Here is a 15,018-nt window from a genome sequence, read left to right as displayed (position 1 = left end):
TTACTTTTGGGACAATGAGTCCTTGAGGATCACTTTCACCTCCTCGACAGAGGCGATACGGCCTTCGCCATACTTGTGACCTCTTTCCTCCATACGTCGGATGATCTCGTCCGCCACACTCTGATCCACCTTGCCTTCGGCCATGTTTGCCGCAAGCCCGAGCGAACGGAAAAACTCTTCGGTTTTTGAGATTGCTTTTGTCACGATTTCATCGGTGTTGTCACCCTCTATACCCCATACTCTCTTGGCATATTGTAGGATCTTTCCTTCCTTGTGAGGTCTCATCACACGAAGCACCGAAGGGTACACCATCGCGAGCGAAGCCCCATGTGTGATACCCGTAAGAGCTGTGATCTCATGTCCGATCATGTGTGCCAACCAGTCCTGAGCCGTACCCATGGAGAGGAAACCATTGAGAGCGATGGTCGCTGAGAGCATATATTCGCAGAATGTGTCGTAATCGTGCTCTGCAAGCTTGTCCTGAGACTTTGAGATGTCAATGAGATTGAGCAATATCCCCTCAGACATTCTGTCCATCACGCCACTCTGGTCAGGGTAGGTGAGATACTGCTCACAGACGTGCATGAACGCATCTGCTATACCGCAGGATATCTGGTGCTTTGATAGGGTGTAGGCATAGGTCGGATCCATCACTGAGAAGAGGGGGAAAGTACCGTAGAAGCCGAACTTCTCCTTTGTCTCACGGTTCGAAATCACGGCTCCCGAATTCATCTCCGAGCCTGTCGCGGGTACTGTGAGCACTGTACCAAATGGGATTGCTCCCTCAAACTTGCCGGTCTTTACGATGTCCCATGCAGGTGTGGTGCTAGGGATGGCTATGGCGATGAGTTTACTTCCATCGATGACCGAGCCACCTCCTACAGCGAGGATAAAGTTGATCTTTTCCTTACGCCCCAGTTCGATGGCTTTTTCGAGGGTTGCAATGTCCGGATTGGCCTCTATACCTCCGAAAGGAACGACCTTGAAGCCCTTGAGTTGCTCCATGACCTGATCGTAGATGCCATTTTTCATGATGCTGCCTCCACCATAAGTCAGGAGGATGATTGCGTCTTTTGGCAAGAAGTTTGTGATACGAGCTATTGAGTCTTTACCGAAAATCAGTTTTGTGGGATTGGTGAAAATAAAATTCTTCATACGTAGTTATCTGTGCATTGGTCTCCTCATCGTGGGATGGAGAGATGTTTTTACTATCCTTTTGTGTCGGTGTGACCTTGCACACCATTACGAGTACTAAGATACGAAAAATATGGATAGAGGGGCTTGGATAGTAAGATGAAGCTTTGTGTGACAAAAAGGGGTACAAAAAAAGTCGTTAAACTCGTTTCATCGATTCGTAAGACTTTCGTCATCGAATCTTACGACCTTTTTTCTCGCTTCCTATATCTTTTTTCGGTGTGCCACGGTGTCTTCTTTCGGAAAAGGGGGCTCCCTCCCTAAAATCTGAGTGAAATTCTCACGGCTATGCAGACGAAAAGTGATATATTTGTGATTAGAGACATGCGGTCTCGTTCGAAAAGATAAACACATTAGCTCGATATGCAGGCATTTGAATTGACACCCGAAGATCTTGAGCAGATCAAGGCGAAAAATATATCCAAGTCCACCGTGGAGAAACAGCTCAGAAGGTTTGAGAAGGGCTTCCCTTTTCTCGATATCATCAAGGCTGCGGATGATACTTGTGGTATCACTTCCTTGTCCCAAGAGGAACTGAATACTTATCTCGATAAGTGGAGCAGAGTCCTCAAAGAACCAAGCTCCGAGATCGTGAAGTTTGTCCCGGCTTCGGGTGCGGCTTCGAGGATGTTCAAGGACTTGTTTAAATTCTTGGCAGATGAAGAGGGTGACCTTGATACGGCTCCTCCTTCTGTTCGAGAATTGTTGGACAATCTTTCGACTTTTGCCTTCGGAGATACGCTCAATCGCGTCTGTCTTGTGAACAACTGGAAGACGATGATGAAGCTCCACCAGCAGGGGGAGTACAAGGCAATCATCGAAAATCTCATCGAGTCCAAAGGGCTCAACTATGGCCATTTGCCTAAGGCACTCATCCCTTTCCACACGTATCCCGAAGGTACTCGAACTCCCATGGAAGAGCATCTCGCTGAGGGAGCTTTGTATGCCAAGAATACGTCGGGGCGTGTGCGTCTGCACTTTACGATCTCTCCGGATCACATCGATCCGTTTCGCTCTTTGCTGATGAAGAAGATCCCCAAGTGGGAGGACTTCTTCTCGGTGCATTATGATGTGACCTACAGCATCCAAAAGCCTGAGACGGATACCATCGCAGTGGATATGGAGAATATCCCTTTGAGAGAGAAGGATGGTTCGCTTGTCTTCCGCCCCGGAGGACACGGTGCTCTCATCCGCAATCTCAATGAGATAGATGCGGACGTGATCTTCATCAAGAATATAGATAATGTTGTCCCCGACAGATACAAGAGTGAAACCATCATCTATAAGAAGGCACTTGCAGGATACCTCATCCATCTGAGAGATAAGGTCTACGAGTATATGCGTATCCTCAACGATGACAAACGTAAGGTGGCGGCCATACCCGAAATCAGAGACTTCCTACAGACGGCCTTTGCCATAGAGACTCCGTCGCTGGAGGGGAGAGTGGCTTCGGAATGCATCGAACCCCTTCGTAAGATACTCAACCGTCCCATCCGTGTCTGTGGTATGGTGCGCAATGAGTCTGAACCAGGAGGGGGACCGTATGTTGTCCGCAACGATGATGGCACGACTTCGCTTCAGATCTTGGAGAGCACTCAGATCAACATGAATGATCCGCAGATGAGGGAGATATTCGAGAATGGAAAGTACTTCAACCCCGTGGATCTTGTCTGCTGTGTGAGGGACTACAAGGGAAAGAAGTTCAATCTCACTGCGTTTGTCAACGAAGAGACAGGATTCATCAGCTATAAGAGCAAGGATGGTAAGGAACTCAAGGCTCTCGAACTCCCCGGACTGTGGAACGGTGCCATGTCCGAGTGGTGTACGGCCTTCGTTGAAGTGCCTGCATCTACATTTGAGCCTGTCAAGACCGTCAATGATCTCTTGAGACCCGCACATAGATAACAAATCAACAAATATTCAATAAAAAACAAATAACCTATGACTACAGAAATCAAAGCAAGGCTGACTTCCCTGAGGGAGAAGATGAAAGCGACAGATATCCATGCATACATTATCCCGAGTTCGGACTGTCACTTGAGTGAGTATGTCCCCGAGTGTTGGAAGGATAGAGAGTGGATCTCCGGCTTCAACGGTTCGGCAGGTACGGTCGTCGTGACACTTGACCGTGCAGGTTTGTGGACAGACTCTCGTTACTTCCTTCAAGGGGCAGAGCAACTCGAAGGTACGACCATCGAACTCTTCAAGATGGGTTTGCCTGAGACCCCTTCGATCCCTCAGTTTTTGAGAAAAGAGGGTGGTATCAAGAAAGTCGGATTTTTCGGTAGAGCGATCTCTGTCAATGAGGCCAACAGCTACAAGAGAGAACTAACTGTCGCAGGTATAGAGGTCGTGACAGATCAAGATCTCATCGCCGAGGTGCGTACATCTTTGCCTCAGATACCCATGCACCCCTTCTTCATCCAACCTCTGGAGTATGCCGGTCGTAGTGTCCAGGACAAGGTGGCTGATGTGCGTAAGGCTCTTGATGATGCCGGTGCAAACACGATGATCATCACGATGTTGGATGAGATCGCTTGGCTCTTCAACGTGCGTGGTACGGATGTGGACTACAACCCCGTGGGAATTGCTTATGGTATGATCACTCGTAATGAGGTGAGATTTTACACATTCCCTGAGAAGATCACTCCGGAAGTCAAGGCTCATCTCGAAGGCAGTGGCGTGGTCATTAAGCCTTATGCAGAGATATACAACGATGTGCCTGCTCTCTGTGAGAAGTCGATCTTAGTCCTCGATCCTGCTCGTACCAACTTTGCTCTCGCATCGGCAGTCCCTGCACACTGTACCGTGATCAGCCAGTTGTCACCGATCACTCTGCTCAAGGCTTGTAAGAATGAAGCCGAGTATCGTGGTTATCAGGCTGCCATGAAACGCGATGGTGTGGCACTTACCCGCTTCTTCATTTGGCTCGAAAAGGAGCTTGACGAAGGTCGTACTCCTGACGAGGTCGAGATCGGTGAAGTCCTTGCATCGTTCCGTGCAAAGGGTGACTACTATGTCTCCGACAGCTTTGCAACGATTGCAGGTTACAACGGTCATGGGGCCATCGTGCACTATCGTGCGGAGCATCCTACGGCTTACAAGGTCGAGCGTAAGGGGATGTTGCTCCTCGACTCGGGTGGCCAGTACAATGATGGTACGACAGACATCACTCGTACGATCTCCCTCGATGGTAATCCTACAAAGAGACAAAAAGAAGATTATACTCGTGTCCTCATGGGACATATCGATATCGCCACAGCGATCTATCCTCAAGGCACGAGGGGCTCTCAGCTCGACATCCTTGCTCGTAAGGCGCTTTGGGACAACTGCCAGAACTATGGTCATGGCACAGGGCATGGTGTGGGGCACTTCCTCAACGTGCATGAAGGACCTCAGAATATCCGTATGGACGAAAATCCAACAACACTTCGTCCCGGTATGGTGACTTCGAATGAACCCGGTTACTATCTCGCCAACGAGTATGGTATCCGCATCGAAAATCTTGTGCGTACGATCCCTTATAACGAGACGATAGATGGCACATTCTATGCTTTCGAGACCTTGACCCTTTGCTATCTCGATAATACTTTGGTGGAGCCATCGATGATGTCGGCACCTCAAATCAAGTGGTACAATGACTATCAGGAAAGGGTGTATAGGGAGTTGTCTCCTCTCCTCTCTGCTGAAGAGGCTGCGTGGTTGCGCAACAAGACTTTGCCTCTAACAAAGTAAAGCGAACCCAATGGCAATCATACAGACAGTAAGAGGCTTTACTCCGGAGATCCATTCGTCGTGCTTCCTTGCTGCGAATGCCGTCGTCGTGGGCGATGTGGTAATCGGTGAGGGGAGTAGTGTGTGGTTCTCTGCGGTGGTGCGTGGTGATGTGAACAGCATCCGCATCGGAAAGAATGTGAATGTGCAAGATGGGGCAGTCATACACACGCTCTATCAGAAGTCGGTGTCCATCCTCGAAGACAATGTCTCCATCGGACATAACGCCATCATCCATGGTGCAAAGGTCGAGGAGGGAGCACTCATAGGCATGGGAGCCATCATCATGGACAATGCCGTCGTGGGAGCAGGGGCGATAGTGGCTGCGGGAAGTGTGGTGCTTTCGGGTACTGAGATCCCTGCCGGGGCTCTGTATGCCGGTGTGCCTGCAAAGTTTGTAAAGATGGTCGATCCCGAACAAGCTCGTACGATGAACAAGCGCATCGCAGACAACTATCAGATGTATGCATCGTGGTTCCCACCACAAGAGTAAAACAAACAGATAAAAGACAAAGCCCTGTAAGGTTAATCCTTACAGGGCTTTGTCTTTTATTGAGATCGTTGGTTAAAAGTCTAATAGCTTGAATCGTTGTCTCACTTCGGAAATAGACATTGGTTCCTCATAGTGCCACCACTCTCTTCGGTAGGGACGAAGCCCCACTTGCCTCATGATGCTGATAAGGAGTTGACGGTTTTGTATGTGCTCTTTCTTCAGTAGCCCTTTTTGGATAAGTAGAGCATCTTTGTCCACATGAGCAGCTTCACCGAAGTGGTCGAATGGGGTGCCCATATCCATGGGCTTATTGGTCCTCTTGTCCCAAATCGAAAGATCCACCGCTACCCCAAAGTTGTGACGTCCTCCTTTGTCCGGACGTGCGACATAGACCTTTTGAGGGGTATCCTTGACTTGGTCGTACATATCCTTCTGTACGCTTTGGGGACGAGCGGCATCATAAATGATGAGGCAAAGGCTATCCTTGCTCAAGGCTTTGAGGAGACTGTTGGCTTTCTTTAGCTTTTCGGCCATATGGGGAAGGATGTAGGCTTTGTGGAGAGACCCATACATGTTTTTCCTCATGAAGTTGTCTGTCGTAGCATATTTCAGATCAACCATGATCGTGGAGTCAATGCTTTGGATGTCGATCAGTCCATAGTGCTCCATCATGACTTGAAGGTCGACTTGACTGCTCTGAGCATCGACCCTTGCAACTGAAAACAAAAAAATAATGGTCATCACCCATTGAAGGATGTGACCATTATTTTTTGATGTTAAGTGGATGTTCATGACCTCTTAATCATTCATTGAGTATAAGAATTCGATGTTGTCGACAGTTGTCTCCATTCGCTTCTTGACCTCTTCCATCGCCTCTACCGAGTTCATCTCTGCAAGTGTGCGACGGAGTACCCACATACGGTTGAGGGTATTGGAGTCTTGGAGCAGATCGTCTCGTCTTGTGCTGGATGCCATGATGTCGACGGCAGGATAGATGCGTTTGTTGGAGAGCTTACGATCGAGCTGGAGTTCCATATTTCCGGTTCCTTTAAACTCTTCGAAGATGACTTCATCCATTTTTGATCCGGTATCGATAAGTGCTGTTGCAAGGATGGTCAAGCTACCACCATTTTCGATGTTTCGTGCAGCTCCAAAAAATCTTTTTGGTTTTTGGAGTGCATTTGCATCGACACCACCCGAAAGTACTTTTCCTGAAGCCGGCTGAACCGTGTTGTATGCACGTGCAAGTCGAGTGATCGAGTCAAGTAGGATGACAACATCGTGCCCGCACTCAACAAGCCTTTTGGCTTTGTTGAGGACAATATCAGCAATCTTTACATGCTGTTCGGCCGGTTCGTCAAATGTCGAAGCAATGACTTCTGCATTCACGCTACTTGCCATGTCTGTCACTTCCTCAGGACGCTCATCGATGAGCAGGATGATCATGTAGACTTCGGGATGATTGTGAGCAATAGCATTCGCGATGTCCTTAAGCAACATTGTCTTACCTGTCTTGGGTTGAGCCACGATAAGCCCTCTTTGTCCCTTACCGATAGGTGAGAATAAATCAACGATACGAACACCGACTTTGTCGAAGACTTTATCGCATGAAGGTGCTTCCAACTTGAACTTTTCGTTAGGAAATAGGGGGGTGAGGTGATCGAAAGGCACTCTGTCCCTGACACGTTCAGGTTCGCAGCCGTTAAGCTTGACGACCTTGTGCATAGGGAAGTATTTTTCTTTTTCTTTTGGTGCTCTTATGATGGCTTCGATGTAATCACCGGTCTTAAGACCCAAGTTCTTGATCTGTGACTGAGATACATATACATCATCCGGAGATGTGAGATAATTGTAGTCGCTTGAACGGATGAAGCCATAGCCATCGGGCATTATCTCAAGCACACCAACCATTCTGAGCGCGTCCCCAAAGTCATAATACTTATCTTGTGGAGCGTTTTGTTGTTGCTGCTTTGTGTTGTTGGATTGGCTATTGGCAGGTGCTTCTTTTACCTGTTGTTTCTGAACCTGTGGAGCTTGTTGTGGCTGAGGAGAAGATTGCTTAGCCTCTTTATTCTGTGGACGCTGCTTCGTCTGAGTATTCTTTTGCTCGTTTTGTGATGTAGGGGCTATGATGTCCATCATCTGATCAAGGACAGACGAACTACTTGCGTTTTTGTTTACAAATACCAGTGGGCGTTTCTCCTCTTGTTTAGGCTCTTGAGGAGTCTTCTCTTGTGGTTCTTCCGACTTTTCCTCTTCTACAGTTGGGGAAGAGATCGGCGTATCAGGGATGATGTCCTTGTGGACGAATACCATTTGGGGTTGCTCGTCGGTTTTATTCGATTTGGACTCTTCTGGCTTTTCTTCCTTTTGCTGGCTACCTTCGGCTGTTTTTTGAATAGGTTTTGCCGGTGGAGCAGTTTCTTTTTGTTTCTTGGGGCGACCTCTTTTTTTCTTTAGATCGGTCTCTTCCGCAAGCTCGGTTGTTGCTTGTGGCACATCAGTCTTGTCTTCTGATTGAGTCTTGGGAGCGGGAGAAGTCGTTTTTTGAGATTTGGAATTGTTTTTTTCAGTCTTTACTTCCGCTTTTTCTTCTTTTTGGGCCTTGGTAGACTTTTCAGGCGTTTTTGCCTTTTGCTTCTTTTCGGGAGTTTTCTCTTTGATTTTGTTGGCAATCAATACTGCTTGTTCATCGAGTATACTGTAGACAAGCAGGTTTGGCTGCTGTTTTTCCGGAGATTTGATGCCAAGCTCTTTAGCGATCTTTATAAGCTCCTCCTGAGACATGGCATTAAGCTCCAAAATATTATAAGTCTGTGCCATAGATTTCGGCTAAATAACGAGGGGACTGTCCCAACAATCGGACTAATCTGAAGACTAATCGAATGATGTGCAGCAAGTGAATGAACCATGACCACAATGTTTGGATACACGTGAAGATAGTATCGTATAATCCCAATAAAGATAATACATAGGGAGGTACGAGACTCTTTCCGGGAGTTACCTCAAACCACTGCGTCACACGGACGACAAACACCCTCTGGTGAAAAATAAATTACTATTTTAAGATGAAATTGAAGATAAGAGTTGATACACGCATCAACTTCTAAGAAGCTCTTTACAGGAAGGTTGTCGCCATAAAGAGTTTAAAAAGTGGGCAGTGATGGATTCGAACCACCGAAGGCGTAAGCCAGCTGAGTTACAGTCAGCCCCATTTGGCCACTCTGGTAACTGCCCATTGCTTTGACCACAGAAGTCAAGCACTTAGTTTTCTCAAACTCCCTGCAAAGTTAGGATAAATAATTTATAACGCAAATTCTTTAACGAGTTTTAGGGCTGTGACAGCAGCCTCATCTCCCTTGTTGCCATGCTTCCCACCGGATCTGTCGAGTGCTTGTTGCATTGTGTCTGTGGTCAGTACCCCAAGGATCACGGGAGTGTTATAGTCCACATTAAGCTTCCCGATATTTACAGCCACGGCCTCAGAGATGTAGTCGAAGTGCGGGGTCTCTCCACGTACGATACATCCTATGGCGATGATAGCACTGGGAGGGGTGGGGTGTTTCGCTATTGCAGTCGAAGCGTAGATCAGCTCAAAACTTCCTGCAACATAGTGTACTGAAATGTCATTCTCCTCTACGCCGCTTCTCTTGAGTTGCTGTACAGCAGCATCTGCCATCGAGAAGGTTACGTTCGAATTCCACTCAGATACGACGATCGCAAATTTGTGCCCTTTTCCCGAAGGGATTGTTTCTTGGTCGTGATCAGAGAGATTTTTGTATATCGTTGCCATAATGTCTTGATATGAAGTAAAAGTAATGAATTATCAGTTGAATTTATGTGTCGCCAATCCGCCTTCGGAAGTCTCCTTGTAGAGACTTGGCAGGTCGTGTCCTGTTTGTCTCATGACGTCAATAACCTGATCGAATGATACTCGGTGCGAACCGTCTGAGAATGTTGAGAACGTATTGGCATCCAAGGCTCTCGCTGCCGCAAACGCGTTACGTTCGATACAAGGTATCTGTACAAGGCCACAGACTGGATCACAAGTAAGCCCGAGGTGGTGTTCCAGCCCCATCTCTGCAGCATACTCGATCTGACGGATACTACCTCCGAAGAGTTGGCAAGACGCTGCTGCCGCCATAGAGCAAGCCACGCCAACTTCGCCTTGGCATCCCACTTCTGCGCCGGATACTGAGGCGTTAGTTCTCGCCACATTTCCAAAGATGCCTGCCGTTGCCAAGGCTCTGTATATCCGCCTGTCCGGGAAGTCTCTCGACTTTTGAAGGTGATAGAGTACTGCTGGTACGACACCGGAGGATCCACATGTAGGAGCTGTCGAAACGACCCCACCTGCAGCGTTCTCTTCTGCTACGGCTAAGGCATAAGCATAGACCATCCCGCGGGTACTGATGTTGTCTTTGTAGCCCTTTGATCGGATCATGTATTCCGATGCTTTTCTCCTCAAGTTTAGCCCTCCCGGCAGTATTCCTTCCGTTTCGAGTCCTCTTTCGATGGCTGCTCTCATGACCCTCCATACCTCTGCGAGATAGTCCCATATCTCTACCCCCTCATGCATTTCTACATACTCCCAATAGTTGACATGGTTTTTGTAGCAAAAGTCCATGATGTCCGCCATGAGATGGTGAGGATAGACTTGTTGAGCCTTCCGCTCATCAAATTCGGGGTTTGCGAGGGAGCCTCCCCCTACACTGTACACAATCCATTCTTCGACTATATTTTTGTCAGTGTCCAAGCCCTGAAACTTCATCCCGTTGGTGTGAAAAGGAAGCACCATTTTGGGCTCCCATACTATTTCGGTGGGAGCGAGGGGAGCAAGGACACCCAAGATCGCGACATCGGTGAGGTGTCCTTTGCCTGTTGCAGCCAGAGCTCCATATAGTGTAACCTTGTAAGATGTTGGGATTGATTTTTGGCGTTGGACAAATAGCTCCGCAGCCCTTTTGGGACCCATGGTGTGGCTGCTGGATGGTCCATTGCCTATTTTGTATATCTGACGGATCGACTCCATTCTGTAGCCTTCAATATATTATGAGGTGTAGTGTTATGAGTAGTTTGTGTTACAAAGATAGTTATTTGGTCCGAAAGTTGTCCAAGACTTGAAATTTATTGAAATTCTCTGTTTGTGATAGCTCTGTCGCAACAAAACTATATGTAGGCTTGTTGTATAAACAGTGTAGAAAAACAAAACGCGTTAAATCACAAATAAACAATTAAAAAATTATGTACACATTAGTTGGTAAGAAGGCTCCTTCTTTCTCTGCTACAGCAGTTAAGGGTTCCGAATTCATTGAAAACTTCAACCTCGAGCAATTTATCGGTAAGAAGTATGTTGTCCTTTTCTTTTATCCTATGGACTTTACATTCGTTTGCCCTACTGAGTTGCACGCTTTCCAAGAAAAGTTGGCTGAGTTCGAAAAGAGAGATGTACAGCTTGTGGGTTGTTCTGTGGACTCTCACTTCTCCCACTTTGCATGGTTGAATCAAGAGCGCAACCAAGGTGGTATCAAGGGTGTAGAATATCCTATCGTTTCAGACTTCTCAAAGACTATCTCTACAAACTACGGAGTCCTTGCTTCTGAAGAAGATTATGATGAAAATGGTAACCTCGTATGCGTAGGTGACCCTGTCTCTTACAGAGGTCTCTTCTTGATAGACAAGCAAGGTATCGTTCGTCACCTTTTGATCAATGACCTTCCACTCGGACGTAATGTGGATGAGGCTCTTCGTATGGTAGACTCTCTCCGTCACTTCGAAGAGTTTGGGGAAGTTTGTCCTGCAAACTGGAGCCAAGGTAAAGATGCCATGAAGGGGACGCACGAAAGTGTATCTGACTACTTGAGCAATCACTAAGCTTATGATGGGATAAATATATTCCACCTAATAAATAAAAAAATAGCAGTGCCAAATGAATTTGGCACTGCTATTTTTTTTGCTGTGTAGCGAGTCATATTCTCATATTCATAGATTGGTGAGAGGGGGACAACAAAAAGCAGTGATAAGAGATAAAACTCCATTATCACTGCTTTTTTGCAACCCTACATGTGCGGATTGCGACACAAGACATCTAAAAGATATCCTATTTCTTTTTCTTTGACTACGGTCTTATTGATTAACCGTTGTACTCGTCAGAGACAGTAAGCTTAGCTCTACCCTTAGCTCTACGAGCTGCGAGCACACGACGACCATTTGCTGTAGCCATTCTTGAGCGGAAACCATGCTTATTTTTTCTCTTGCGATTTGATGGTTGAAATGTTCTTTTCATTTTCGTCTCTATTCTTTATTTATCACACTTACGGTGTGCAAAGGTACATTTTTTACTTTTATTTTGCAAGCCCAAATGATGATAGGCGACACAAAAAGCCTCAAAATCATCACACTGACTAAGCTGTATGGATCAACCCAAATAAGATTTCAATAACGAATTCTTATTGTTCTGTCTCAAGCGACGGATGGCTTTCTCCTTGATCTGACGTACACGCTCACGAGTAAGCCCGAAGTTGACACCGATTTCTTCGAGAGTCATCTCCGGCATCCCTCCGATACCGAAGAACATTTTGATTATTTCTGCTTCTCTTTCTGTGAGGGTTGAGAGTGCTCTTTCGATTTCTGTTGATAGAGACTCATTGATAAGATCCCTATCCGCTATCGGTGCATCATCATTGACGAGGACGTCAAGGAGGCTGTTGTCTTCACCATCTACAAAAGGTGCATCGACCGAGAGTTGGCGGCCGTTGATCTTCATTGTCTCTATCACCTTGTCTTCTGATAGGTCGAGTTCGTGAGCTAACTCTTCGGATGAAGGCTTACGCTCGTTCTCTTGCTCAAATCGGGTGACTGCTTTTTGAATCTTGCTGATGTTACCTACCTGATTGAGGGGAAGGCGCACTATACGTGACTGCTCTGCCAAGGCCTGAAGGATCGACTGGCGGATCCACCATACGGCATAGGAGATAAACTTGAAGCCCCTTGTCTCATCAAACTTTTCGGCAGCTTTGATGAGTCCGAGGTTACCTTCGTTGATAAGGTCAGGGAGGCTGAGACCTTGATTTTGGTACTGCTTCGCAACAGACACCACAAATCGAAGATTGGCTCTTACCAACTTCTCAAGGCATCGTTGTGAGTTCGCATCATTTCGATGGATTGCTTGCGCTAGTTGTACTTCCTCCTCGACGGTGATGAGTTCTTCTCTACCGATCTCTTGGAGGTACTTGTCTAGTGAGGCACTCTCACGATTTGTTATTGACTTTTGGATCTTTAACTGTCTCATTCTATAATCTTACGTGGTGGTAAATAGCGGAGCTGATACCGGTGTTTAGCAAAACTTAGCAAAGTTACAATTATTTCCCGAATTGGTGAAACTGCTCTCCGGTGTGCTTACAGATACAGAACTAATATCTCGGGTGTTTTGTTCACGATGATTTGTAGGATTTTTATAGATAAACATCCAGAGCCAAAGTGTAGATCGAGACACTTTCGGCTCCGCAGACGTCATATAACGCTTTGGAGGCATGGATGACCGTTGCTCCTGATGTGAGGACATCATCGATCAATAGGATGCGCTTGCCGGCAAGAGTCCCCTCTTGTCCCTCGAAGACACCATCCATCGCTTTCCATCTGGCCTCCTTGTCTCGTTTTGTTTGGGTATTGCCCGATGTCCGCCACAACACATCTTCAATAACGGGACACCTGTATATCTCGCCGAAGCCTTTGGCGATGAATGAGGATTGATTGTATCCCCTTGTCTTAAGTCTTCGTGGGGCTACCGGTATAGGGACGATGGCCGATATGTCGGCAAAGTGTCCGAGACCTTTATGTCTGAGTGCGAAATCTCGAGCGAGTTTATATCCGAGTTCAGGAAAACCTTGATACTTCATGAGATGGATGAGTTCCCTTGTGACAGAGTGCTTTGTGAAGATCAGGTCAGAGCGGACTTCAGAGAATGGCACGAAGCCCTCTATCCGGTCATGAGGATGATAGAACGTCTCCAGACCCTCATATTTAGGGAGCTGTTCGAAGCACTTTTCACAGATATGATGGTGCTCCTTTGGCAATCGTTCGTGGCAAGAGATACAATACGCCGGAAACAGAAAAGATATGAGGGGCTTAATCCATGTCATCGACTTCATCCATATTGATGCGCCGTAAGGCTCGATTGATGAGAGTAGAGGGGAATCCTCGGCTGTATGCCGATCGGAAGAGTTTGTCTCTGATTTCGTAAGGGTTATCGGTGCGGATGCTACGTTGCTTTTGGGTCAAGAGGGCTGTGAGGATTTCGATCCACTCTTCTTCTTCGACATTGTTCAGAGCATCGTTTATCGCCGAGTCATCTATACCTTTTTCCCTCAATGCATACCGAATCTTGATCGGTCCGTAGCGATTGAACTTCACCTTATCTGATATGAAGGCTGATACATAACGCTGGACATCAAGGTACTTCTCCTCCATCAGTCTGGCTATGATGAGGTCGGTCTCATTTCGATCGATCCTCCCCTCGCTCCAAGACTCAAGTTTGCGGACAACCTCGAGAGGAGCCTTCTCTCCCCTGATACAGTAGCTTTCGGCTTTCAAAAGTAGGCGTTTGAACTCTTTTTCCTCCATTCATTCGTTGGTTTTGTGTTTCGCAAAAACAAATCTGTCCCTGCCGTACTGATCCTGCACGACCTCTGCTATAAGTCCATGAGAGGTACATAGGTTGGCTGTGTCGTGTCCCAAGGATTGGTTGATCTCAAAAGCTATCAAGCCCTCGGGACTCAGGATGTGTGCAAACTTCTTGAGTATAGCCTCGTAAAAGAGTAAGGGAGTCTCATCAGATACAAAAAGTGCCATGGATGGCTCGTGGTCAAGTACGTGTGGATGAATCTCCGTCCGCTCCTTTTCGAGGACATAAGGAGGATTAGACACGATCAGGTCATAATGCTCAGAAGTCGGGATGAATGTCTCTGAAAGCAAATCAGCTTTGATAAGATTCAAACGTGGTGCAAGGGTAGGGTGTGCCTCTATATTGTTCCGAGCTGTCATCAGGGCGAGATCACTTTGGTCGACGGCTTCAATCTCTGCGTTCGGAAATGAGGCTGAGAGGGACAATGCGATGCAACCGCTTCCGGTGCATAAGTCTATGGCTTGGATATGCAACTTCTTCTTTGCTGTGGGAGCAAACCTCTCCCTGATGAGTTCGCACAAGTACTCTGTCTCCGGTCTTGGGATGAGCACTCCGGGTGCCACCTTTATACGCAGACCATCAAACTCCGTGAAGCCGAGTATGTACTGCAGTGGCTCGTGATTCAGCAGGCGTTCCATCCAACCTTCTATCATTTTCTGCCCCTCATGAATTTGTGTATCTTTGGGAGGTGTGATCACAAGCATCGGATAGGACACTCCGTAGGCCGATTCGAGCAGACGACGAGCAATGCTCTCCGCTTCCTCTGTGGGGTAGTAAGAACTCAAGGTTTCGGCAATATACTCTTTGAGGCTTCTGATGGTGGTCATGTCATTTCGGACAGAGGCTTTTCCTCTGTTGGGAACAAATTTAAGAC

Annotated in this window: 14 protein-coding genes and 1 tRNA gene; 4 read left to right on the top strand and 11 right to left on the bottom strand. The window is 47.1% G+C overall.

All coding sequences use genetic code 11. The annotated features are described in order from the left end of the window. The gene (locus EL262_RS03735; RefSeq protein WP_078735823.1) at positions 1-1,155 is read right to left on the bottom strand and encodes an iron-containing alcohol dehydrogenase; all 1,155 of its coding nucleotides are present in this window, start codon (positions 1,153-1,155) and stop codon (positions 1-3) included. A 402-nt stretch (positions 1,156-1,557) separates the two neighbouring features. Between EL262_RS03735 and EL262_RS03730 the strand changes: the two genes are divergently transcribed. From EL262_RS03730 to EL262_RS03720, 3 genes are read left to right on the top strand one after another with little or no spacing between them, the layout of a single operon-like run. Beyond that, entirely contained in the window at positions 1,558-3,099 is a 1,542-nt protein-coding gene (locus EL262_RS03730; RefSeq protein ID WP_036844985.1) for a DUF4301 family protein, read from the top strand. 36 nt (positions 3,100-3,135) lie between these two features. Further along, on the top strand, positions 3,136-4,929 hold the full coding sequence (locus EL262_RS03725; RefSeq protein ID WP_025838366.1) for an aminopeptidase P family protein: 1,794 nt from the start codon (positions 3,136-3,138) through the stop codon (positions 4,927-4,929). Positions 4,930-4,939: 10 nt separating this feature from the next. After that, on the top strand, positions 4,940-5,461 hold the full coding sequence (locus tag EL262_RS03720) for a gamma carbonic anhydrase family protein (protein ID WP_036844979.1): 522 nt from the start codon (positions 4,940-4,942) through the stop codon (positions 5,459-5,461). A gap of 72 nt (positions 5,462-5,533) precedes the next feature. Here the strand turns inward: EL262_RS03720 and EL262_RS03715 are convergent, their stop codons facing one another. The 5 genes from EL262_RS03715 to EL262_RS03695 all read right to left on the bottom strand — a co-directional run bounded on the left by EL262_RS03715 (position 5,534) and on the right by EL262_RS03695 (position 10,493). Then, entirely contained in the window at positions 5,534-6,253 is a 720-nt protein-coding gene (locus EL262_RS03715; protein WP_234394732.1) for a M15 family metallopeptidase, read from the bottom strand. 6 nt (positions 6,254-6,259) lie between these two features. After that, a complete protein-coding gene (gene rho / locus EL262_RS03710) occupies positions 6,260-8,284 on the bottom strand; it encodes a transcription termination factor Rho (protein ID WP_025838368.1) in 2,025 nt (674 codons plus the stop codon). 331 nt (positions 8,285-8,615) lie between these two features. Beyond that, positions 8,616-8,698 (bottom strand) — tRNA-Tyr (locus EL262_RS03705). A 67-nt stretch (positions 8,699-8,765) separates the two neighbouring features. After that, on the bottom strand, positions 8,766-9,254 hold the full coding sequence (gene ribH, locus EL262_RS03700; protein WP_036844973.1) for a 6,7-dimethyl-8-ribityllumazine synthase: 489 nt from the start codon (positions 9,252-9,254) through the stop codon (positions 8,766-8,768). Between the two features lie 33 nt (positions 9,255-9,287). Beyond that, positions 9,288-10,493 (bottom strand): L-serine ammonia-lyase, encoded by a 1,206-nt coding sequence (locus EL262_RS03695; RefSeq protein WP_078735824.1) that lies wholly within the window; start codon positions 10,491-10,493, stop codon positions 9,288-9,290. A gap of 212 nt (positions 10,494-10,705) precedes the next feature. Between EL262_RS03695 and EL262_RS03690 the strand changes: the two genes are divergently transcribed. Further along, a complete protein-coding gene (locus tag EL262_RS03690; protein ID WP_025838371.1) occupies positions 10,706-11,335 on the top strand; it encodes a peroxiredoxin in 630 nt (209 codons plus the stop codon). Between the two features lie 259 nt (positions 11,336-11,594). On the opposite strand, the gene rpmH is transcribed toward EL262_RS03690, so the two are convergent. The 5 genes from rpmH to prmC all read right to left on the bottom strand — a co-directional run bounded on the left by rpmH (position 11,595) and on the right by prmC (position 14,971). Further along, positions 11,595-11,747 carry a 50S ribosomal protein L34 gene (gene rpmH, locus EL262_RS03685; RefSeq protein ID WP_022456740.1) on the bottom strand — a complete coding sequence of 51 codons (153 nt, stop codon included), beginning with the start codon at positions 11,745-11,747 and terminating at the stop codon, positions 11,595-11,597. A gap of 132 nt (positions 11,748-11,879) precedes the next feature. Continuing rightward, entirely contained in the window at positions 11,880-12,752 is an 873-nt protein-coding gene (locus EL262_RS03680) for a sigma-70 family RNA polymerase sigma factor (protein ID WP_036844960.1), read from the bottom strand. Between the two features lie 163 nt (positions 12,753-12,915). After that, entirely contained in the window at positions 12,916-13,602 is a 687-nt protein-coding gene (locus EL262_RS03675; RefSeq protein WP_025838379.1) for a ComF family protein, read from the bottom strand. After that, a complete protein-coding gene (locus tag EL262_RS03670; protein WP_025838382.1) occupies positions 13,589-14,083 on the bottom strand; it encodes a regulatory protein RecX in 495 nt (164 codons plus the stop codon). Before EL262_RS03670 ends, EL262_RS03675 begins: the two co-directional genes overlap by 14 nt. Continuing rightward, positions 14,084-14,971: a peptide chain release factor N(5)-glutamine methyltransferase gene (gene prmC, locus EL262_RS03665; protein WP_036853690.1), complete on the bottom strand. Its 888-nt coding sequence runs from the start codon at positions 14,969-14,971 to the stop codon at positions 14,084-14,086. Between the last annotated feature and the right edge of the window lie 47 nt (positions 14,972-15,018).

Origin of the sequence: Porphyromonas cangingivalis (assembly GCF_900638305.1) — a bacterium.
GTDB lineage: Bacteria > Bacteroidota > Bacteroidia > Bacteroidales > Porphyromonadaceae > Porphyromonas_A > Porphyromonas_A cangingivalis.
The sequence above is the reverse complement of the archived record's forward strand: the minus strand, read 5'-3'. Positions and strand labels throughout refer to the sequence as shown.